Source organism: Gilliamella sp. Choc6-1, assembly GCF_001690385.1.
GTDB lineage: Bacteria > Pseudomonadota > Gammaproteobacteria > Enterobacterales > Orbaceae > Gilliamella > Gilliamella apicola_A.
The window spans coordinates 70,467-91,187 of sequence record NZ_LZHI01000012.1 but is presented as its reverse complement, the minus strand read 5'-3'; the positions used below and the strand labels follow the sequence as shown (position 1 = coordinate 91,187).

19 protein-coding genes are annotated in these 20,721 nt (G+C 34.9%); 12 read left to right on the top strand and 7 right to left on the bottom strand.

The features are described 5' to 3' along the window. The first annotated feature begins 42 nt into the window (after positions 1–42). The 8 genes from A9G36_RS00885 to A9G36_RS00850 all read left to right on the top strand — a co-directional run bounded on the left by A9G36_RS00885 (position 43) and on the right by A9G36_RS00850 (position 7,555). Positions 43–606: an iron transporter gene (locus tag A9G36_RS00885; protein WP_065585269.1), complete on the top strand. Its 564-nt coding sequence runs from the start codon at positions 43–45 to the stop codon at positions 604–606. 96 nt (positions 607–702) lie between these two features. Further along, positions 703–1,953, top strand: a complete 1,251-nt coding sequence (locus A9G36_RS00880) for a Fe-S-containing protein (protein WP_065585268.1) — start codon at positions 703–705, stop codon at positions 1,951–1,953. A gap of 23 nt (positions 1,954–1,976) precedes the next feature. Beyond that, positions 1,977–3,263, top strand: a complete 1,287-nt coding sequence (locus tag A9G36_RS00875) for an ABC transporter permease (RefSeq protein WP_034943538.1) — start codon at positions 1,977–1,979, stop codon at positions 3,261–3,263. A 17-nt stretch (positions 3,264–3,280) separates the two neighbouring features. Then, the gene (locus A9G36_RS00870; protein ID WP_065568780.1) at positions 3,281–4,423 is read left to right on the top strand and encodes an ABC transporter permease; all 1,143 of its coding nucleotides are present in this window, start codon (positions 3,281–3,283) and stop codon (positions 4,421–4,423) included. A gap of 10 nt (positions 4,424–4,433) precedes the next feature. Further along, the gene (locus A9G36_RS00865) at positions 4,434–5,093 is read left to right on the top strand and encodes an ABC transporter ATP-binding protein (RefSeq protein WP_065568779.1); all 660 of its coding nucleotides are present in this window, start codon (positions 4,434–4,436) and stop codon (positions 5,091–5,093) included. 20 nt (positions 5,094–5,113) lie between these two features. Beyond that, the gene (locus tag A9G36_RS00860) at positions 5,114–5,593 is read left to right on the top strand and encodes a DUF4418 family protein (RefSeq protein WP_065568778.1); all 480 of its coding nucleotides are present in this window, start codon (positions 5,114–5,116) and stop codon (positions 5,591–5,593) included. Positions 5,594–5,678: 85 nt separating this feature from the next. Continuing rightward, a complete protein-coding gene (locus A9G36_RS00855) occupies positions 5,679–6,890 on the top strand; it encodes an ABC transporter permease (RefSeq protein WP_065585267.1) in 1,212 nt (403 codons plus the stop codon). Then, positions 6,890–7,555 (top strand): ABC transporter ATP-binding protein, encoded by a 666-nt coding sequence (locus A9G36_RS00850; protein WP_065585266.1) that lies wholly within the window; start codon positions 6,890–6,892, stop codon positions 7,553–7,555. The genes A9G36_RS00855 and A9G36_RS00850 overlap by 1 nt, the downstream gene beginning before the upstream one ends. Before the next feature lie 24 nt (positions 7,556–7,579). Here the strand turns inward: A9G36_RS00850 and A9G36_RS00845 are convergent, their stop codons facing one another. Further along, positions 7,580–8,161 (bottom strand): Maf family protein, encoded by a 582-nt coding sequence (locus A9G36_RS00845; RefSeq protein ID WP_065585265.1) that lies wholly within the window; start codon positions 8,159–8,161, stop codon positions 7,580–7,582. Positions 8,162–8,744: 583 nt separating this feature from the next. Here A9G36_RS00845 and A9G36_RS00840 point away from each other — a divergent pair. Further along, positions 8,745–9,173 carry a universal stress protein gene (locus A9G36_RS00840; RefSeq protein WP_034943526.1) on the top strand — a complete coding sequence of 143 codons (429 nt, stop codon included), beginning with the start codon at positions 8,745–8,747 and terminating at the stop codon, positions 9,171–9,173. 226 nt (positions 9,174–9,399) lie between these two features. Continuing rightward, positions 9,400–10,083, top strand: a complete 684-nt coding sequence (locus A9G36_RS00835) for a hypothetical protein (protein WP_034943524.1) — start codon at positions 9,400–9,402, stop codon at positions 10,081–10,083. A gap of 168 nt (positions 10,084–10,251) precedes the next feature. Here A9G36_RS00835 and rlmKL read toward each other — a convergent pair whose 3' ends face one another. From rlmKL to glmU, 4 genes are all read right to left on the bottom strand, one after another. Beyond that, complete coding sequence (rlmKL, locus tag A9G36_RS00830; protein WP_065568804.1) at positions 10,252–12,378, bottom strand: bifunctional 23S rRNA (guanine(2069)-N(7))-methyltransferase RlmK/23S rRNA (guanine(2445)-N(2))-methyltransferase RlmL; 2,127 nt, start codon at positions 12,376–12,378, stop codon at positions 10,252–10,254. Between the two features lie 714 nt (positions 12,379–13,092). Beyond that, positions 13,093–13,329: a hypothetical protein gene (locus tag A9G36_RS10080; RefSeq protein WP_065573960.1), complete on the bottom strand. Its 237-nt coding sequence runs from the start codon at positions 13,327–13,329 to the stop codon at positions 13,093–13,095. Beyond that, entirely contained in the window at positions 13,307–13,357 is a 51-nt protein-coding gene (locus tag A9G36_RS10445) for a hypothetical protein (protein WP_442902642.1), read from the bottom strand. Before A9G36_RS10445 ends, A9G36_RS10080 begins: the two co-directional genes overlap by 23 nt. Before the next feature lie 1,023 nt (positions 13,358–14,380). Next, positions 14,381–15,757, bottom strand: coding sequence for a bifunctional UDP-N-acetylglucosamine diphosphorylase/glucosamine-1-phosphate N-acetyltransferase GlmU (gene glmU / locus A9G36_RS00820; protein WP_141670315.1), 1,377 nt, complete (start codon positions 15,755–15,757; stop codon positions 14,381–14,383). A gap of 132 nt (positions 15,758–15,889) precedes the next feature. Between glmU and hemG the strand changes: the two genes are divergently transcribed. Together hemG and typA are read left to right on the top strand one after the other, a co-directional pair. After that, a complete protein-coding gene (gene hemG / locus A9G36_RS00815) occupies positions 15,890–16,435 on the top strand; it encodes a menaquinone-dependent protoporphyrinogen IX dehydrogenase (RefSeq protein ID WP_051825019.1) in 546 nt (181 codons plus the stop codon). A 154-nt stretch (positions 16,436–16,589) separates the two neighbouring features. Next, a complete protein-coding gene (gene typA / locus A9G36_RS00810) occupies positions 16,590–18,416 on the top strand; it encodes a ribosome-dependent GTPase TypA (RefSeq protein WP_034943518.1) in 1,827 nt (608 codons plus the stop codon). A gap of 34 nt (positions 18,417–18,450) precedes the next feature. Here the strand turns inward: typA and A9G36_RS00805 are convergent, their stop codons facing one another. Next, a complete protein-coding gene (locus A9G36_RS00805; RefSeq protein ID WP_051634234.1) occupies positions 18,451–18,867 on the bottom strand; it encodes an RnfABCDGE type electron transport complex subunit B in 417 nt (138 codons plus the stop codon). Then, positions 18,867–20,567, bottom strand: coding sequence for a formate--tetrahydrofolate ligase (locus A9G36_RS00800; protein WP_065585264.1), 1,701 nt, complete (start codon positions 20,565–20,567; stop codon positions 18,867–18,869). The genes A9G36_RS00805 and A9G36_RS00800 overlap by 1 nt, the downstream gene beginning before the upstream one ends. Positions 20,568–20,721: the final 154 nt, after the last annotated feature.

Sequence of the window (20,721 nt, the reverse complement as noted above, 5' to 3'; positions counted from 1 at the left end):
TAAAAGTAATAAATTTTCAAAAAGTAAAAGGAGGAGTTTTCAATGAAAAAGTTAGTTTTATCAGCAGGTATTGCTTCAATACTTGCTTTATCTTCATTTGTTCACGCAGCAGCACCGGCACCAGGCGAACAAAAAGGATTTGAAGAATTTCCAATTGGTGATGAAGTAACCGTGGGGCCATTACACATTGGTGCTGTTTATTTCCACCCTGTTGATATGGAACCCGCCGGTATGGGTGGTTTACCAGCCTCAAAATCAGACATGCACATTGAAGCTGATATTTCAGCTGCAGAAGGTAATAACTTAGGTTATGGTGTAGGTGATTTTGTTCCTTACTTAACTGTAAAATATAAAATTCAAAAGCAAGGCAGTGATAAAGTGATTGAAGGTAACTTTATGCCAATGAATGCATCTGATGGTCCTCACTATGGTAATAATATAAAACTAGATGGTGCTGGTAAATATAAAGTAACATTTATGATTGAAAACCCAGAAAAACAAGGTTATTTACTACATGTTGATAAAGAAACAGGTGTGGAAGGACGCTTTTGGAGCAAACCTATCGAAGTTTCTTGGGACTTTGATTACATTCCACGCGCATGGTAATGATTTTAAAATAACTAATTATATTAAATAATTAATAATCAGTTATTGGTGAGCATTATGCTCACCAATAATATTTGCAATAGTTAGGCAATGAATATGCTTCAATACCTTATCAATATTACCGATAATACTTTCGTTCCAGCAATGATGATGGCATTACTGAGCGCTGCGATTATAAGATCCACGCCTCATCATATTAAAAAAATTATTTTGTTTGGTTTTGTATTGGGCTTTATTGCTGCATTGATTTATGCCATTTTAAAACGCAACACAGGGTTTGCTGTTCGTGAATATTATGATCTTGGCGTGATTATACCTTGGGTTATTATTGCTATACCGCTGATTGTTGCTATTTGCTTGCAAAAATCCACCCATAATCGAACTGGTAAATTCTTTTTTACAATGTTATTTGTGCTAAGTATTGGTTTAATAAGTGCACAGTCTTTACCTAATTTAATGCTCTATCCATTCGAATTTTCTGTCGGGATGGACTCTATTTTTAATAATGATTACTTGCTTAAATGGGTTGGTTATGGATTTGCTTTACTTATAATCTTGTTAACTGGGCTATTTACTTTCCGTATATGTGGACGATTATCGACAAAATTTATTTTTGCTATTACTTCACTGTCAATTATTATTTTCACTATTCAAAATAGTATTAATATTTTACAAATTTTAATTGTTAGGCGTTTTATTTCATCCCAACCATGGATGATGGAGTTGGTTATTTTTATTCTTGGTCATGTTAATTTCTTTATTTTTATTTTCATGGTAATAGTGCTTTGTTTAGCCATTGTTTTGTATATCAAATCAAAAACAACTTCGTTAATGGGTAATAACCCTGCTCAAATTCGTAAACTTAAAGCGCAATTACGTAGCGATAGAAGATCTGCCCTAATGATTGTGGCTGGTACAGCAATAACCGCATATACTGTGACGCGCGCACGTTACATTTTTGAAAAAGGCGTAGAACTTACACCGGCAGAGCCTATATCGCCTAATGCTGATGGCTTAATTGTTATCCCTCTCGATAAAGTGAACGACGGTAATTTGCATCGTTATGGTTATCAAGCAACAGATGGAACTTTAGTTCGCTTTATTATTATTAAAAAAAGCGATAATGCTTATGGTGTAGGTTTTGATGCTTGTGATATTTGTGGTGCAAGTGGTTACTACCAACGCGGTGATCAAGTCGTTTGTATTTTGTGCGATGTAGTAATGAACATTGCAACGATTGGATTTTCAGGAGGATGTAACCCAGTTCCACTTAAATACGAAATTATTAACGGCAACATGGTGATTCGTCCAGCTAACCTTGAAGCAGAGAAAAGCCGTTTCAAATAAAAGCGTATTAAAAGGAATATTGTATGTTTTGTAGAATGTTATTAAGTGTTTTAATTCGCCAAAAAAAGAAACTTTTTCTTATTGCCTTAACGGTTGCATTGGGTGTTTCGCTTGCTACTGCTATGTTAAACGTAATGTTTGATGTGGGGGGTAAAGTTAATCAAGAGCTAAAAGCTTATGGTGCTAATCTAAATATAGTTCCTCGTGGTAGTGCAGTAATTAGCGAAATGTATCAACTGGATAATAACGATAAACAGCAGGCGATACAGTATATTAAGCAAGATGATTTAGTCAAAATCAAGATGATCTTTTGGGCTTATAATATTGTTGATTTTGCCCCTTTCCTAACGACGCAAGCCACCTTTAACGATAAGCCGATTACAGTTGTTGGTACTTGGTTCAATAAACAACTTAATATTCCAACAGGAGATCAAGTTAATACCGGTATGTTAGCTATGAAATCATGGTGGACAATTGAAGGAAACACCATGACCGATGATAATTTGCAAGGAGCTATGGTGGGTGAATCTGTAGCCAAACAGTGGAATCTAAAGCTAGGCGATACGATAGATATAATTTCAACGAAAACAAACAAAAAGTTTACATTAACTATTAACAATATTTTTCATAGTGGTGGTGCTGAAGATACGCGGATCTATGTATCATTGCCTGTTGCTCAAAATATTGCAGATAAATCAGGACTGGTTGAACGTGTTGAGGTTAGTGCATTAACCACTCCAGAAAACGAATTAGCTCGTAAAGCAGCGCAAGATCCAAACAGTTTATCTAGAACAGAATGGGATACATGGTATTGCACTGCTTATATTAGCTCAATTGCATACCAGCTAGAAGAGTTAATGCCCGATGTGCGTGTGAAAGCTATTATGCAAGTTGCTGAGTCAGAAGGATCCATTTTACAAAAAACACAATTACTAATGTTATTACTAACTATCTTATCATTGATTTGTTCGGCGCTTGCTATTTCGAATTTGGTTACTGCTAACGTTATAGAGCGCAGTACCGAAATTGGTCTATTAAAAGCGCTTGGTGCAACTAATACAGCTGTTGCAATGCTAATATTAACTGAAATCTTTATTATTGCCTTACTTGGTGGATTTTTTGGTTACTTTATTGGTTTTGGTTTTGCGCAAATTATTGGTCATACAGTGTTTGGTTCTTTTGTTGAGCCTAAGATGATAATTATTCCTTTAGCCCTAATTATGGTGGTTTTAATTACTTTTTTAGGTAGTTTACCTGCATTACGTATTATGATGTTTTTGCGTCCAACTGATGTGCTACATGGTCGATAAGGTGAAAGGTAAGTCTCATGATCAATAAAAATAGGCGCTTTATAATTAAAACCGTGTTAAGTTCACTTATCCGACGCCGTTCTCGCATTGCCATTGCCTTGCTTGGCGTTGCTATTGGAGCAACGGTTCTTCTTGGTATGATCACACTTTGTTATGATATACCACGGCAAATGGGACAAGAATTCCGTTCTTATGGTGCAAATCTTTTACTACTACCAGCCAATAATCAATCAACGGTAGCAATGACAGAGGTTAATAAAGCAGTTACCTTTTTACCAGAAGATAAATTACTCGGTGTTACTCCATTTCGTTATAATTCAATTCGTAGTAATCAGCAACCTTATACTATTGTGGGGACCGACTTTAAACAAGTGGTAAAAACAAGCCCTTATTGGTCTATTGAAGGTTCAATACCACAAAATTCACATGAAATAATGATTGGTACTGATATTGCTAACTTTGCTAAATTAACCATTGGTAGCACTATGCCGATTTCCGGTAAATCCAAACAAGATTCTCGCTTTGATGAAGAACTTACCGTTACAGGTATTGTTAAAACGGGACGTTCCGAAGATAACTTTATTTTTGTTGATCTGCACGATTTAGAAGAATTACTTGAAGAAAGCGAGCAAGCCGAAATTGTTGAAGTAAGCATTGCCGCCACGGAAATAGAATTAAAACAGTACATTGAAAAAATAAAAAACCAAATGACAACAGTAGAACCTCATTTAATAAAATGGGTAACAAAGTCAGAATCATCTGTATTAGGCAAACTGTCCTCGTTACTCTATTTAGTTACTTTTGTTGTACTCGTTCTTACCATGATTTGTGTAGCTACCACTATGATGACCGTGGTAATGGAGCGTCGTAAAGAAATTGGTCTTAAAAAAGCGATAGGAGCCAACAATAAAAGTATTGCAAAAGAGTTTTTAGCTGAAGGATTAGTTTTAGGTGCTATTGGTGGCATTATTGGGGCTATATGCGGGCTTATCTTTGCTCAAATTATTAGTACCAATGTGTTTGGACGTTCAATTATTATTGAGTTTTATCTGATCCCAACCACTATCATTATCTCAGTGATAGTAACGGTAATTGCGTGTTTAATTCCAGTAAAACGTGCTCTTGAAGTAGAGCCTGCGTTAGTATTACGCGGTGAATAGGATATAAAGTATGAATATACTCGAAGTCAAAAATGTGTCTAAAATTTATGGTTCGCTTCATGCACTTTCTGAAGTGAATTTAACAGTTGAAGAAGGTAAATGGTTATCGATTATGGGACCTTCTGGTAGTGGTAAAACAACTTTGATGAATATCATTGGTTGTATGGATAAACCCTCACTTGGTTCAGTTATTTTAGACGGGCAAGATATTACTCAGCTTTCTTTGTCAGAATTAACCGAAATACGTCGAGATAAGATAGGTCTAATCTTTCAACAATTTCATTTAGTATCGTATTTAACCGCACTAGAAAACGTCATGCTTGCTCAATATTATCATAGTATGGTTGACGAAAAAGAGGCTATGCAAGCACTCGAACGTGTTGGGCTTGCTGCTCGATCTAAACACTTACCTCGGCAGTTATCAGGTGGTGAACAGCAACGTGTTTGTATTGCTAGAGCATTGATTAACTATCCCAAACTGATTTTGGCCGATGAGCCAACTGGTAATTTAGATGAAAGTAACGAAGCGATGGTCATGAATTTATTACATGAGCTGCACAAAGAAGGTAGTACCATTATTGTAGTTACTCACTCACTAGAAGTGTCAAAACATGCACAAACCACCGTAGTACTAGAGCACGGCAAAGTTGCACGTGTAATTGATAATTAATCAACTGAAGGTTGTTATATATGAAAAACCGTCTTATTTCATCAAGTATTTTTATTATTATTGGCGTATTAATTATCTTATTTCCATTATATATATTGCCAGTTTGCCCTCTTCCAGACGTTGTAAGCATGCCCGTTGATACATTGAATCACGCTAGTAGCGAGGTAGCACATAACGGGCATATACATAGTGGCACAGGAAAAATCATGAAATGTTTTTGGACAGCAAGAGCTGAAATTGGCATTGGTTGTTTAGTGATAGCCATTGGTGCATTGCTACTAATTAGCCGTACTGCTTTTGTGCGAATAGGATTAAGTATGGCACTTGCGTGTATTTCTTTATTAGCGGCAGCTATACCAACAATTCTAATTGGTGTTTGCGGTAATGAAATGATGCGATGCAATATGGGGTCTAAACCGGCGTTAGTTTTATTATCAGGTTTATTATTTATTGCCGCTGTTATTAACATCTATTACTTAAATAAAAGAACAAAAAATTGATAGCGTTTTGTTATCAAACAAAGACCACTCTTATCTTTACCAGATATAGGTATAACATTTAAATCCAACAAGCAGGAAAGTCAATATGCACGAAAAACCGATCACCATGGCAAATTTAGCATGGCGCAATATTCAGCGACGACCGTTTAGAAGTTGCTGTTTGATTGTCATCATTACGCTTTTTTCGGCGACGTTGTTTGGTGGAAGCATACTGATGAAAAATCTCAGTCTTGGTATTTCAGGCATGGCTAACAGGTTAGGTGCTGATATTCTTATTGTGCCTAATGGTTACGAAAAAAATATGGAAGTAGCCCTGTTGCGTGGTGAACCGAGTACGTTTTATTTAAAAGTAGACTTGATTGATAAAATAAAAGGTATTAAAGGTATTGATGCCATTTCACCTCAACTTTTTATTGCATCATTAAATGCAGGTTGTTGTTCGTCTAAAGTCCAATTAATTGGTTTTGAACAGCATACTGATTTTATTATTAAGCCTTGGTTACAATCACAACTTTCAGAGCCACTTACTGATAATCAAGTCGTTGTTGGTTCTAAAATTAGTTCTGATGTGGGCGATGAAATCTTATTTTTTAATCATCCTTTTAAAATTATTGCTAAAATGGATAGCACAGGGATGGGATTTGATACCTCTGTCTTTATGACTATGCCTGCAGCACAATCATTAATGAAAAATGCAAAATTAATTGAAGGAGATGTTGACCATTTTACTGATTATGCCTCATCGATTTTTATTAAGGTCAATTCAGATTATCAACCTAAAGATATTGTTAATCAAATTATGCCCAGATACGCTATTGACTATAGTATTGATTTTATTATGACCAAAGGTATGCTAAGTAATATATCTAAATGGTTAACTAGCTTTTCAACCATTGTATATAGCCTATCAGCTATTTTTTGGATTTTAGCCATTATTGTGATCTTTGTTATCTTTTCTTCAACATTAAATGAACGCAAGCGTGAAATTAGCTTATTACGGGTATTAGGCGCGTCACGGCGTGATTTAGTTAAAATGTTGCTTCGTGAATCTTTAATAATTAGTGAATTAGGCGGAGTTAGTGGCATTGTTATCGCCTCGGTATTACTTTATGCATTTAGTTTATTAATCTGCCAATCTATTGGTTTGCCGTGTGTAAATATCTTACTATTTGATGCATTATTATATGCAATTGTTGTTTTTATTCTTACGCTAATTATAGGACCTTTATCAAGTATCTATAGTGCCTTATCTATGACTAAATTTGATACTTATAGTACCCTTAGAGAGGGCGAATAATGTTACTGAATGTTAAAAACCTACGTAAAGATTACACAAGAGGGCAACAAACCTTTTCAGCTGTGAATAATGTTAGTTTTTCAATGGCAAAAGATGACTTTATATGCATTATGGGTAAATCAGGCAGTGGTAAAACGACTTTGCTAAATATGATTGCTGGTTTACTTACACCAACGCAAGGAAAAATCACTATTAATAATACAAATTTGTTTGATCTTAATGATCAGCAAGTATCTGCTTTTCGCAATCAGCATATTGGTTATATTCCTCAAGGTAGCAGTTTGCTACCTAATTTAACAGCAATTGATAATATTCGCCTGCCTTTTTATTTAACCAAGCGAGAAAACCAAAATCCCTTAAATGAAGCTAAGAGGTTGCTTGAAAAAGCTAAAATAAGTCACTTGCAAGATGCATACCCAGCTAATATGTCGGGCGGTGAAATGCGCCGTATTGCAATATTGAGAGCACTGATTTGTAAACCACAAATGATTATTGCTGATGAACCAACAAGTGATCTTGATGAAGAAAGCGCAACTGAAATCATGCAATTACTGTCTGAAATTCATCAACAAGGTACAGCGTTATTAATTGTCACTCATGATCATGATGTTGCCCGTTATAGCCAAAAAGTTATGAAAATGTCAGCAGGGCGATTTATTGATTAATGGGTTTATTTATTAACTGAATTGTTATATTAAAAGTGGATTACAACCCATTTCGATCATAATTTTATTGAGTTTTAATAATGGCAACCCAACTAATGAATTAATATCATCACCTTCAAGTTTATCAAACAGGGTGATGCCCAGTTCATCACATTTAAAACTGCCAGCACATTGTAGTGGCTTCTCTTTGCTAATGTAAGCATCAATTTCTGAATCAGTTAAATGCCGAAAAGTCACCTTAAATGGTTCGCAAATAGTGGTTTGTTGTTGTGTTTTGGTATTAATTACTGTCATACCAGTATAAAAATAGAAAGCTTTACCGCTGCTTTGTCGAAGCTGTTTACGGGCATTATCAATTGTATGCGGTTTGCAAACAATATTACCGTCTAATACACCAACTTGATCAGAGCCAATAATTAAACTATCAGCAAACTGCGTCGCTAATGATTGGGCTTTAAGTTTAGCTAACCGAACCACTAATTGCTTGGCTGATTCTCCAGCTAGCGGCGTTTCGTCACAAATTGGCGGTACGCACTCAAAAGGGATAGCTAATTTTTCGAGCACTTTTTTACGGGATACAGATGTTGATGCTAATATGATTCTCATATTAAATTCCTCTTATAGATCCAAGATGAAAGATGCGTATTAAATTCGATATGCCCATAATAATCAAAGGTCTGTTATGCAGTAGGATAATTGAACATGTTTGCCACTATTTTTCTTCACTTGTCTTAATTAATTTTTACTGATGCCTTGCCGTTGGTAACATTCATCCATAAAAAGGCTAGCTAGAATAAGTAATATATACAAAATCCGTTAAACAACTTGTAATGCTAATTCGCTTTTCATCATGTCAAGCTATTATAACCAATCTGGCATAATTTGAAATTGTATAGTATCAGTAATAGGAAGGCATTTTCCTAATGGCTATTGGCGATAAAACAGAATAATTTGTTCAAGTGTTGGTTTTATATTAAACCAATGAATGATCGTGCTCTCCCGCTATTAAACTAACAAAAAATATTTTACTTTTTCAAAAAAATTCTAGAATATTATTGTAATGTATTAAGATAGTTAACCATGAAAAGTAATTAAAGATTAAATTTAAAATTAGCATCATACTAATTCAATATTGCTAGTTGACAAAATAGATAGACGATAAATGCTTTAGTTTCTTAAGGGGATAATTATGTACAAACAGATTTTAGTTCCTATTGATGTATTTGAAGATGAATTAACTAAAAAGGTAATACCACATGTAGAGTGTTTAGCTAAATTGTCTAATGCCCATGTAATATTCTTTCATACATTGCCAGTCGCATCAGCTATTGTGAATGCGTTTTCTTTTGGTTTTGATGAATTTAAAGATAAAGCAACCATTGAAACTGAACAATGGTTAAATAACTTGATGGATTTGATAGATTTACCAAAAGAAAATCTATCCTTTTCGATAGCTTTTGGTAACCCACGGGACGAAATCCTAAATTTAGCGGAAGAAATGCAACCCGATTTAATTATTTTGGGATCTCGTCGCCCAAATATTGCTACGCATCTATTAGGATCAAATGCTTCAGGTGTAGTCCGTGGAGCTAAAACATCGGTATTAGTAGTGCGTTAGCGTCAAAAATAACCGCATATTATAAAATAACAAACGTTTTTAAATGATTTTTAAAGATCAAATTAGCTTTATTTCTGAATTTAAAAATCTGAATGCCTCTTTGGTTATTGGTTTAACTGATTTTTGCTGTATCTAAGTTGTATAAAATTTTGATTCAAGGTTTTTTTATTGCCCAAAATGTAAAAACCCCATATCATTAACAAGATTTAATATTAGGAATTATTGTATGAAAAAATTATTATTTATAACCCTATTAAGCTTTATTTTAGGTGGTTGTAATTCAGTAAAATACAATTATGTTGTAGACAAAAAACAATTTAGTTATCCAGCATTAAATGTTATTACTAAAACTTTTGTTGGCGATGACATCGTAAGGCAAGGTACAGTAGCCGCAAGAGATGTGATCGAATTTCCTCATACTACGGTTATTAGCCGAATTGTCGATTATACTATACAAGCAGGGGAATATCCTAAAGTAGGTGAAGACGAAAATTATATGTTTTTTGGTTTGAAAGAGTTGAATTCAGGTGCTGCTGTGGGTAAATCGATTTTTGCTGATATTCCCGCTGGTATTAGAACAGATAAAAGAAATAACGATTTATGTATTATAACCACTAAAGGTGGATCGCTTTGTAACAGCAATATTATATTTTCTTACCATAAGAAAAAAGCTACCAATCAAAATACCTTCCAACAGGTATTAATTTATAATGGAAAAATAGGAAACAAAATTAATATCGCTTATAAAGAATTTAATGATGATTATGCTCGCCCTGCATTTTCGAATAATGTTGAATATGATTTATCAAATTCAAGAAATATCAGATACAAAGGCGTTGAATTAAAAGTTATAAGAGCAACAAATCAATATATTGAATACAAAGTACTAAGTAACTTTAATTTTAAATAACGAATCAATTCACGCATTTTTAAACCCTCATATGAGGGTTGTTGTTTTGATGAGTAAAATATTTATTTCGTTAAGTATTATTAGGTAAGTTTTTATGTTTACTTAAAGAAAATTACCTAACAATACAAAGTATTGAGCTTAATTAAGCTCCCAGACGTTTGGTAAAAATTACAATGATTGATGCTTAATAATAAAGCAACAATGTATTTGCTTGTTGCGTTTAAAATCCAGCGATAGCGTTTTATTGGTAATTTCTTGATAGACTAGCCCTAGGTTTTGCATACCGATACTATCCATTTTAAAACCACGCTTATTATTCGAAAAGATAATCGTTCCATTAGGGCGTAACAAGCGTTTTAAATCGGACATCAATTTTAGATGATCACGCTGAACATCAAAGGTATCGTTCATGCGTTTTGAATTTGAAAATGTGGGCGGATCGATAAAAATTAAATCGAATTGCTCATCAGCTTGAGATAAATAGAGTAAACAATCCGCCTGAATTAATCGATGTTTTTTACCTGTTAAACCATTTTGTTTTAAATTACGATCTGCCCATTCTAAATAGGTGCGAGACATATCAACCGTGGTGGTTGATTTTGCTCCGCCAAGTCCAGCATAAACCGTTGCACTACCTGTATAGGCAAATAGGTTTAGAAAGTCTTTTCCTGCACTCATTTCACCAATCATTTTTCGTGCTAAGCGATGATCTAAAAACAATCCTGTATCTAAATAATCGGTCACATTAACCCAAAATGTGGTTTTGCGCTGATTAATCGGGTATTCATGGACTAAAAAATAGTCCTGTTTTTGTCCTAGCTTTTGGTACTGCTGTTTACCTTTTTGCTTTTCTCTTGTTTTTAATACTAACTGATCGGCGGTAAGCTCAAGCACTGACATGGTGGCATTAATAATATCAAAAAGCCGTTGGCGAGTTTTTTGTGGATCAATGTTTTTCGGTGCTGCGTATTCTTGCATCACTATTTTATCTTTATAACAATCGATAGCGACATTGTATTCAGGCAAATCTGCATCATAAAGCCGATAGCATTCTAGTTGTTCTTGAGCAGCCCATTTTTCTAACTTTTGTTTATTTTTCCGTAATCGGTTAGCAAAATCAGTAGCCGGCATTGTAGAATTTGTGATTGCTTCTTCAGTGTTACGCTTGGCAATGACATAATTTTTTTGTATACAGTCGAGTGGTCCATTTTTTGCTTTGAATTGTCTTTCTGCTCTCATTTGTAAGCAATCTAACAACTGTGGTGCACCGCTAAATAATGATAATCGCCATCCACCAAAATTTTGTTTGATCTGTCGACCAAGTGCCGTATGCAAAGCAATAAGCGCTGGTTCGCTTTCTAAGCGTTCTCCATAAGGTGGATTACTGATGATCATGCCTACCGTTTCAGTTGGCAATGGATTGGTCAGTTGTGTCACATCTTGCATCGAAAAAGTAATTAAATCTTCCACACCAGCTTGAAGAGCATTTTGTTTGGCCCGTTCAAGTACTGTAGCATTATTATCATAACCGATAAATGGTGTGTTTGTTTTGGATACGTTATGCTTTGCGGTGAAAAGCAATTCATTCCACAATGTCGGATTAAAGCCTTTCCAAGCAAAAAATCCCCACTGTTTACGATGTAAACCGGGTGGGATTTTTGATGCAATCATTGCGGCTTCAATTAGTAATGTACCTGAACCACACATCGGATCGAGCAATGGCTCATTTGTTTTCCAACCAGAACGCATAATAATAGCTGCTGCTAGGCTTTCTTTTAGTGGGGCTCTACCTGTTTGTTCTCGATAACCACGCTCATGTAAACTATTACCACTTAGATCTAAAGATAGTGTGACACGGTTTTTATTTAAATAAGCATGAAGCCGAATATCTGGATCTTGCTTAGCCACATTGGGGCGTATGTTGGTATGACGTAAAAAGTGATCGACAATAGCATCTTTGATCTTTAGCGCACCATATTGACTATTACGGATAAACTCGTTTACGCCAACAAAATTAATCACGAAAGAGTTATCAACAGCAAAAATATCTGACCATTTAATATTAAACACACAAGAGTACAGATCCAAATCGCTATAGATGTTGAACTCGGCAATAGGTAGCAAGATGCGAGATGCTAAACGTGACCACAATAATGATTGATATAGCGTTTTTTCATCGGCATCAAAATAGACACCACCTTGCGCAATTTTACAATTAATTGCCCCAGTTTGTTCTAACTCTTTTTTTAATAACTCTTCAAGCCCGTGAGATGTACTGGCAAATAGCGTTTTCATGCATAATCCACTTAACAATAAAATTGCTGGCATTATACCGGCTAATTGCAATAGTGGGAAATGAAGACAATTTTTTATTGTTGGTATTAAGGTTAAATTTTTGGTTTTTTCATTTTTTTAAGATAAAAATATCTATCGATAATCTTTTTTATATTAAAACATGACCAAGAAAGCCGTTTTTAACACGATTGTTTTGTCCTAATAACATATTTCAAAAAAATCAGCGATGCCTTTACGTCCATCCAATTTGATATCGCGATACTTTATAAGAAAACCCAACAATTTAATGTCTTTGATATTTTAATTACCTATATCATAATTATTGTTCTAAAATAGATTAATTTCGTCTTTGGCTTCATAGCCCAATAGATTGGTAAGTGAACATGTGTTTTCGGTAAACGAGATAAATATATCGGGGCTTTTTCAACTGAAAAGAGACAGTTAAATTAAGTGGCGTGTTGGCATTATTACCGGCGACAAAGGTAAAAAGGATATATTTACGTACAGTTTGCGGCACCTCAAACAATTCACATGTGGAAAAACATTAAATAATCGCGTCGGCGTTGTTGTTTTGTTTCTTGTCCTAATTTTTCATAATTCAAAACTGGTTAAATTGATGCAAATTTCTTTGTCTCTTTTGTCCCCCTCAGAATATAAATAATTCCTTGGTGTAAATGGAAAAATTGATTCAAAAATATCCGTATTATATTTAGTTTAGAAGCGGAATGCTATTAACCTACTGACTAAGTTCAAGGATTTTAATGGATTGAGATAAACCTTCACCATATAGCTATTGCCAAATTTTGGTTTGTAATTAATAGGCAAATTTCCTAACAAGCATTGCCAGCCAGATTCAGAGCAATTAATGGTTTGCAAATCGTTATCAACAATTAATGCAGCGAGTGCTCGATTTTGCCTACCTAATAGGCTACACATCATTAATGTTGGCATTGCCAACTAATACATACAGATCATCAATAGTGGTTAATTTGCTATGTACATAGATTTATTTGGTGACAGTGCGAGTGCGGTAGCCTAACAGCTCAAATTAAGTAAGATAACATATTTGTTATACTCTTTTAACTCTATTTTTTGTATTCTTGGTCCATTTTATCGTAATAGATAGGGTCCAATTTTGCCAATCTTTATGTGGTATTTTATTTTTAATCAGTTGTTAATAAATCTATAAATGTTTGCGAATGCGGCTAAGAAAACTATCATGACAAACTACAATAGTTTGTACGGTTTGATGAATGGTAGCCATAATATATTCTGTATTTAATAATTCTTCGGGATATACAGGTATAGTTATATAGACATGAAAAGGTTCAGGCTTAAAGGAAAAAATTACACTGGCAAATTTATTGCTTAATGTTTGAATAATTTTATTTTCAGGCAAGCTATCAGCTGTATTAGATAACAGTGTTGTTGCTCAAGGTTTCAATGGCATTTCTGTTATTGTTGCCTCTAATAGTTCATTATTTAATGGATTATTATAAGGGTGCTATATTCAAAAATAACAAATTTATTTTCCAGATAAATATCAGATTGCGGCTTCGATGAAAGATGCTTTTAAAAGATAAGCTGTTTATAGATAATTTTTGCATGTTATGGTTATAGCCTGCTTTGCTATCTGAATTATATTTAGTATCAATATTTATATTAAGTTAAGGTGATTAACAGACATGTTGGCTTTTTCAAAAGATCGATTGCTTGGAATGTAATAATTGTAATGTCACTACCTTATAAGAAAGTAAATTGTTTTCCGAGAATAGCGCAAAATAAAGAGAAGGGAAACAAAGTTTTTATCTTTAAACAGCTAATTATTAAAGAACTGCTAGAATAAAGTACAACGATTCATTGAGTCGCGTTTTTTAAGTGTTTAAATTTTTTCTATTCAGTTAAATCCTTGAAGTTCACTGAATAGAAAAATTATGATAGAACCTTTGTTACACCATAGCTAGTGATAGTATCAAAAATACTACACTTAGTTTAAACTTTGTTAGTTAGATTTTATTGGTCGTTTCCAATCAGCAATTTGTCTTTGTTTTACACGACTAACCACCAATTCGTTCTCATTCACATTATTGGTAACCGTTGTTCCTGCTGCAATAGTTGCCCCTTTACCCACTTTTACAGGTGCAATTAATTGCGTATCAGAACCGACAAACACATCATCTTCAATAATAGTTTTAAATTTGTTTGCACCGTCATAATTACAGGTGATGGTGCCTGCACCTATGTTGACGTTACTACCAATTTCGCTATCGCCAAGATAGCTTAAGTGTCCCGCTTTGCTTGCTTGGCCTAGATGTGCTTTTTTTAATTCAACAAAGTTGCCAACATGGGCTTGTTCATCAAGCTGTGAACCAGGTCGTAGACGGGCGAAAGGCCCGATAGTGCACTGTTTAGCGATAGTTGAATCTTCAATAATGCTATACGGACTGATTGTTGAATTGTCATCAATTGAGCAATTTTTTAAGACACAGCCTGCACCAATAAATACGTTATTGCCTAGTTTGACATTTCCTTCAATAATTACATTACAATCAATCGTAACATCTTTACCATGCGATAGTGTGCCTCGTAAGTCAAAGCGATTTGGATCAAGTAGTGTTACACCAGCTAGTAATAAATTCTGAGCTTGCAGTTGTTGATATTGCCTTTCTAACATTGCCAATTGCAGGCGATTATTAACACCTTCAACTTCAAATTGTTGAACTGGGTGTGAGGTTAAGATTTCATAACCATCTTGATGCGCAAAAGCAATAATATCGGTTAAGTAGAATTCTTTTTGTGCATTATTGTTGGTTAAAAGTAATAACCAATTTTTCAATAATTTTCCATTAACTAGCATTATACCGGTGTTAATTTCGTTGATTTTTTGTTGCTCTGATGAAGCATCTTTTTGTTCAATAATAGCAACAACTTTGCCATTTTTGCGTTCAATGCGCCCATAACCAGTTGGATCTTTAAGAATAACGGTTAATAAAGCGATACCTTGTTGAGGTTTATTAGCAATTAAAGTTTGTAGTGTTTGAGCCGATATGAGTGGGGTGTCACCATATAAAATTAAGATATCTTCGTCATCTTGAATGTAAGATATGGCTTGTTGTACAGCATGGCCAGTGCCGAGCTGTTCAGCTTGATAAATGAGCTGAACATTTTGATCTTTAAGCGCTTTTTCAAGTTGTATTTTGCCATGCCCATAAACAATATTGATATGATTAGTATTAAGTTGTTGAACTGTATCAATAACATGTTGTAACATCGGTTTAGATCCGATTTTATGTAAAACTTTAGGAATGTTGGAATACATTCGTGTGCCTTTTCCTGCCGCCAAAATAATAGCACTCAGTTTTGGTGGTGAAATTGCCATAATTGGTTCCGAACTGGTTAAATTAACTTAACACTATAATCAAAAATTTTAATAAAATCATCCTTATTTTGTTACTTTTTTGATAAAAAAGTATTATTAGAATTGAACAAGTGTTTTTAAGAAGGAAAAATGATGAGCACTGCAATAAAAGTTTTATTACTCTATACAACTCATGAGAAGCAAACGCTTAAAATTATGAAACGCATAAAGAAACAAATAGAAGACCAATGTGATTGTGATGTGATCGAGCTTTTACCTAATACAAAAATCGATTTATCAAAATATCAATCCGTCTTATTAGGAAGTTCTATTCGCTATGGTTTTTATAGTAATGTGATGAAAAAGTTTATTAATGATAATTCTCAAGAATTAAATCAAATTAAATCAGGTTTTTTTGGAGTAAATATGGTTGCAAGAAAACCTAATAAAAATACTCCTGAAACTAATTTATATACTAAAAAATTTTTAGCTAAGATTGCTTGGAAACCAACTTTAACAGCAGTATTTGCGGGCGCTTTATATTATCCACAATATAACTGGTTCGATCGTAATATGATCCGTTTTATTATGTGGTTAGGCAAAGGGGATACCGATGTGACAAAGCCTGTTATTGAATACACAAATTGGGAAAAGGTAGATGAATTTGCGTATCAATTTTATACACAAATAGCAAATTAATCTAAAAACTTTAACAAAAAAATTCAATATTTTTCTGATTTTTTCAAGTTATAAAGTTCTTTTTAATAAACTTTGTGATATAGATCAACATTTCAACTAAAAAGGTGTACAATACTGCGCCTAAAGAATCTATCTCCTAATTGGGATTTTAATTGTGATTGAAAATTTAAGAAATATAGCCATTATTGCCCATGTTGACCATGGTAAAACTACTCTGGTTGATAAATTGTTAAAACAGTCAGGTACGCTTGATAACCTACGTGGCGATGACAATGAACGTATAATGGATTCGAATGCGCTTGAAAAAGAGCGTGGTATTACCATTTTAGCTAAAAATACCGCAATTGATTGGAATGGTTATCGAATAAATATCGTTGATACACCAGGGCATGCTGATTTTGGCGGTGAAGTTGAGCGTGTTATGTCAATGGTTGATTCGGTATTATTGCTTGTTGATGCAATGGATGGACCAATGCCTCAAACCCGTTTTGTAACGCAAAAAGCATTTGCTTATGGTTTAAAACCGATTGTCGTTATCAATAAAGTAGACCGACCAGGAGCTAGACCTGATTGGGTGGTTGACCAAGTGTTTGATTTGTTCGTTAATTTAGGGGCGACTGATGAACAGTTAGATTTCCCTATCGTTTATGCTTCTGCATTAATGGGTATTGCGGGCTTAGAACATGAAAATATGGCTGAAGATATGACGCCACTATTTGAAGCGATTGTTAAACATGTTGAACCACCAAAAGTTGATTTAGATGGTCCATTCCAAATGCAAATTTCACAACTTGATTATAATAATTATGTTGGTGTTATTGGTATTGGACGAATCAAACGTGGTCGTGTTAAACCAAATCAACAAGTGACTATTGTTGATAGTGAAGGTAACAAACGTACAGGTAAAGTAGGACAAGTGCTAGGTCATTTAGGCCTACAACGTTATGAAGCAGAAGTTGCTGAAGCCGGTGATATTATTGCATTAACAGGTCTTGGTGAGCTCGGTATCTCAGACACGATTTGTGATAATAGTTGCGTTGAAGCTTTACCAGCGCTAACTGTTGATGAACCAACAGTAACTATGTTCTTTAATGTTAATAGCTCACCATTTGCTGGTAAAGAAGGTAAATTTGTGACATCGCGTCAAATTCTTGAGCGTTTGAAAAAAGAACTTGTACATAATGTAGCACTTCGTGTTGAAGAAACACCTGACCCCGATGCCTTTAGAGTATCTGGTCGAGGTGAATTACACTTGTCAGTGTTAATTGAAAATATGCGCCGTGAAGGCTATGAGTTAGGGGTTTCTCGTCCTAAAGTTATCTTTAGAGAAATTGATGGTAAAAAACAAGAACCATTTGAACAAGTTACACTTGATATTGAAGAGCAGCATCAAGGTTCAGTAATGGAAGCACTAGGTTTGCGTAAAGGTGATCTAACAAACATGTTACCAGATGGTAAAGGCCGTGTGCGTTTAGATTACGTCATTCCAAGCCGTGGACTTATCGGTTTCAGAACTGAATTTATGACGATGACTTCAGGTACTGGTTTACTTTACTCTACTTTTAGCCATTACGATGATGTTCGTCCAGGTGAAATTGGTCAGCGTAATAATGGTGTAATGATTTCAAACGGTACAGGTAAAGCATTGGCTTATGCGCTTTATGGCTTGCAAGACCGTGGTAAATTATTCCTAGGTCATGGTGCTGAAGTTTATGAGGGTCAGATTATTGGTATTCATACTCGTTCAAACGATTTAACTGTTAACTGTTTAACGGGTAAAAAATTGACTAATATGCGTGCATCTGGCACTGACGAAGCAACAACACTTTCACCACCAATTAAAATGTCATTAGAACAAGCGTTAGAGTTTATTGACGATGATGAATTAGTTGAAGTAACACCGTTATCTATCCGTCTTCGTAAACGTCATTTGACGGAAAATGACCGAAAACGTGCATTTAGAAGTGGTAACAAAGACTAATTAATATTTGTTCTATCGTAATATGAAAACCTCGCTATTTAGCGAGGTTTTTTTTGGCTTTTACTCTAGCAATGGCATCGGCGATAGACTGTTTTCGGTCGATCGATGTGCTAGTTTTGTTTGCCATCGGTGTGGTCCGAGGAAACAAAATTGTTGGCGGCACCAATTGGTTGTGATTTAATCGCTGTTGCTTTTTCTCAGTTAGCGCTAACTCTTCTGATTCACTTAATACAGTGCCTAAAGTGCTTAATGTAATACAGTCTGTTGGACAGGTATTAATACAATTACTACACGAAGTACATAACTGTGGCAAAATAGTGTGTAATACTTGCTTACTGCCCACTATAGCATCGGTTGGGCAAACACGAATACATTTGCCACAGCCAATACAGTTTTCTTCGTCAATAAATGCTTTATATTGTTCTTGGGTTTGCATAATTACTTCTTGCATTAACTTAAACCTACAATATTACCATCTTTGTCAATATCGATTTGTCTATAAGCAGGATTAGTACCTAGCCCAGGCATGGTCATCACATTACCCGCATAAACACGAATAAAACCAGCGCCGGCAGATATCGCTAAATGACTGATATCGACATCAAAATCGGTAGGAATATTTTTTAAGTTTGCATCAGCACTAATTGACATTGGCGTTTTAGCAATACAAAGTGGCAAATGATCCAGTTTTAATTCTTCGATCTCTTTGATGTTTTCCAGTGCAGTGGCTGATAAATTAGCCTTGTTAGCACCATATTTTTTTACCATGGTTTGAATCTTATCAGCGAGAGGCATATTATCAGGATAAGGCAATTTGATTTCACTTGGCATATCACATGCTTTAATAACATGTTTTGCTAATTTTTCAGCGCCTTTACCGCCTTGAGTAAAGACTTCGCTTACTTCACAGGCAAATGCACCTTGTTCAATCGCATATTTTTGTAAAAACGCTAATTCTTCTTCACTGTCGTGTGGAAAGCGATTAATAGCGACAATTACTTGTAAGCCATAACTTTTGGCATTGTTAATATGCCATGCTAAATTAGCTGCACCAATTTCCAGTAATTCAACGTTGGGTTCTGAAATTTCTTTCGGAATAGCTTGCCCCGGTTTAATATTATACTTACCGCTATTGGATTTTAGGCTTCGCACCGTTGCAACCAATACCACACACGAGGCTTTGATGCCGGATTGGCGGTATTTAATATTAAAGAATTTTTCCATGCCCATATCCGAACCAAATCCTGCTTCGGTCACAACATAATCGGCAAGTTGTAACGCAATACGATCAGCAATGACAGATGAATTGCCATGGGCAATATTAGCAAAAGGACCTGCATGAATTAGTACTGGTGTATGCTCAACAGTTTGCATTAGGTTTGGATTAATGGCATTTTTAAGTAATACCGTCATAGCACCTGCAACTTCAAGTTGTTCAGCAGTAATGGCTTCGCCTTTCGTATTATAAGCAAGAATAATACGACCAATACGTGCACGCATGTCGTGTAAATCTGAAGCTAATGCCAAGATTGCCATAAGTTCTGATGCCGCAGTAATTTCAAATCCATCTTGGCGTTCAACACCATTAAAGCCACCACCAACACCAACTATAATTTTACGAAGTGCACGATCATTATGATCAATTGCCCTTTTCCAAACAATGCGATTAACATCAATATTTAAACGAGGCAAACCAGTTTGTGCGGTAAATTCATCGCCTAAACGCTCTTCATGATAAAGGCGTGAATCTAATGCGGTCGATGCCAAATCATGCGCCGCAGTAATTGCATGAATATCACCTGTTAAATGTAAATTTAATGTTTCCATCGGTAATACTTCAGCTTGCCCCCCCCCAGCAGCGCCACCTTTAACCCCAAATACAGGACCTAAACTGGGTTGACGGATACAAGCGATTGCTGACTTACCAATATAATTTAATCCCTCACTTAGCCCGATAGTATTAACTGTTTTACCTTCACCAAGTGGAGTTGGCGTGATAGCAGTAACTAATACCAATTTACCTTCAGGTTTGTTTTGGTTTGTTTTAAGAATGGATAAATCGACTTTTGCAGCATGTTTGCCATAAGGTAGGACAAATTCTTCGGGAATGTTGCATTGTTTAGCTATTTCGGTAATTGGTCGTAAAGACATATTTTTCTCATATAACTGTAATTTGGGCTATCAGTATAAATAATTTGATTTGCCGAATAAAGCGACAATTATATCTTTATTGATTTTCGGCACAACTTTCAATTATCTTGTTATAATAACTAAATACATTCAATTAAAGTATATTTCATCAAAG

What these genes read in the sequence shown, in the direction of transcription:
- A9G36_RS00865 (WP_065568779.1), top strand. Translation starts at nt 4,434, where the DNA reads ATGAATATACTCGAAGTCAAAAATGTGTCTAAAATTTATGGTTCGCTT.
- A9G36_RS00860 (WP_065568778.1), top strand. Translation starts at nt 5,114, where the DNA reads ATGAAAAACCGTCTTATTTCATCAAGTATTTTTATTATTATTGGCGTA.
- rlmKL (WP_065568804.1), bottom strand. Translation starts at nt 12,378, where the DNA reads ATGAAAACGCTATTTGCCAGTACATCTCACGGGCTTGAAGAGTTATTA.
- A9G36_RS00845 (WP_065585265.1), bottom strand. Translation starts at nt 8,161, where the DNA reads ATGAGAATCATATTAGCATCAACATCTGTATCCCGTAAAAAAGTGCTC.
- A9G36_RS00800 (WP_065585264.1), bottom strand. Translation starts at nt 20,567, where the DNA reads ATGTCTTTACGACCAATTACCGAAATAGCTAAACAATGCAACATTCCC.
- A9G36_RS00805 (WP_051634234.1), bottom strand. Translation starts at nt 18,867, where the DNA reads ATGCAAGAAGTAATTATGCAAACCCAAGAACAATATAAAGCATTTATT.
- A9G36_RS00855 (WP_065585267.1), top strand. Translation starts at nt 5,679, where the DNA reads ATGCACGAAAAACCGATCACCATGGCAAATTTAGCATGGCGCAATATT.
- A9G36_RS00885 (WP_065585269.1), top strand. Translation starts at nt 43, where the DNA reads ATGAAAAAGTTAGTTTTATCAGCAGGTATTGCTTCAATACTTGCTTTA.
- A9G36_RS00840 (WP_034943526.1), top strand. Translation starts at nt 8,745, where the DNA reads ATGTACAAACAGATTTTAGTTCCTATTGATGTATTTGAAGATGAATTA.
- glmU (WP_141670315.1), bottom strand. Translation starts at nt 15,757, where the DNA reads ATGGCAATTTCACCACCAAAACTGAGTGCTATTATTTTGGCGGCAGGA.
- A9G36_RS00870 (WP_065568780.1), top strand. Translation starts at nt 3,281, where the DNA reads ATGATCAATAAAAATAGGCGCTTTATAATTAAAACCGTGTTAAGTTCA.
- hemG (WP_051825019.1), top strand. Translation starts at nt 15,890, where the DNA reads ATGAGCACTGCAATAAAAGTTTTATTACTCTATACAACTCATGAGAAG.
- A9G36_RS10080 (WP_065573960.1), bottom strand. Translation starts at nt 13,329, where the DNA reads ATGCCAACATTAATGATGTGTAGCCTATTAGGTAGGCAAAATCGAGCA.
- A9G36_RS00875 (WP_034943538.1), top strand. Translation starts at nt 1,977, where the DNA reads ATGTTTTGTAGAATGTTATTAAGTGTTTTAATTCGCCAAAAAAAGAAA.
- A9G36_RS00880 (WP_065585268.1), top strand. Translation starts at nt 703, where the DNA reads ATGCTTCAATACCTTATCAATATTACCGATAATACTTTCGTTCCAGCA.
- A9G36_RS00835 (WP_034943524.1), top strand. Translation starts at nt 9,400, where the DNA reads ATGAAAAAATTATTATTTATAACCCTATTAAGCTTTATTTTAGGTGGT.
- A9G36_RS00850 (WP_065585266.1), top strand. Translation starts at nt 6,890, where the DNA reads ATGTTACTGAATGTTAAAAACCTACGTAAAGATTACACAAGAGGGCAA.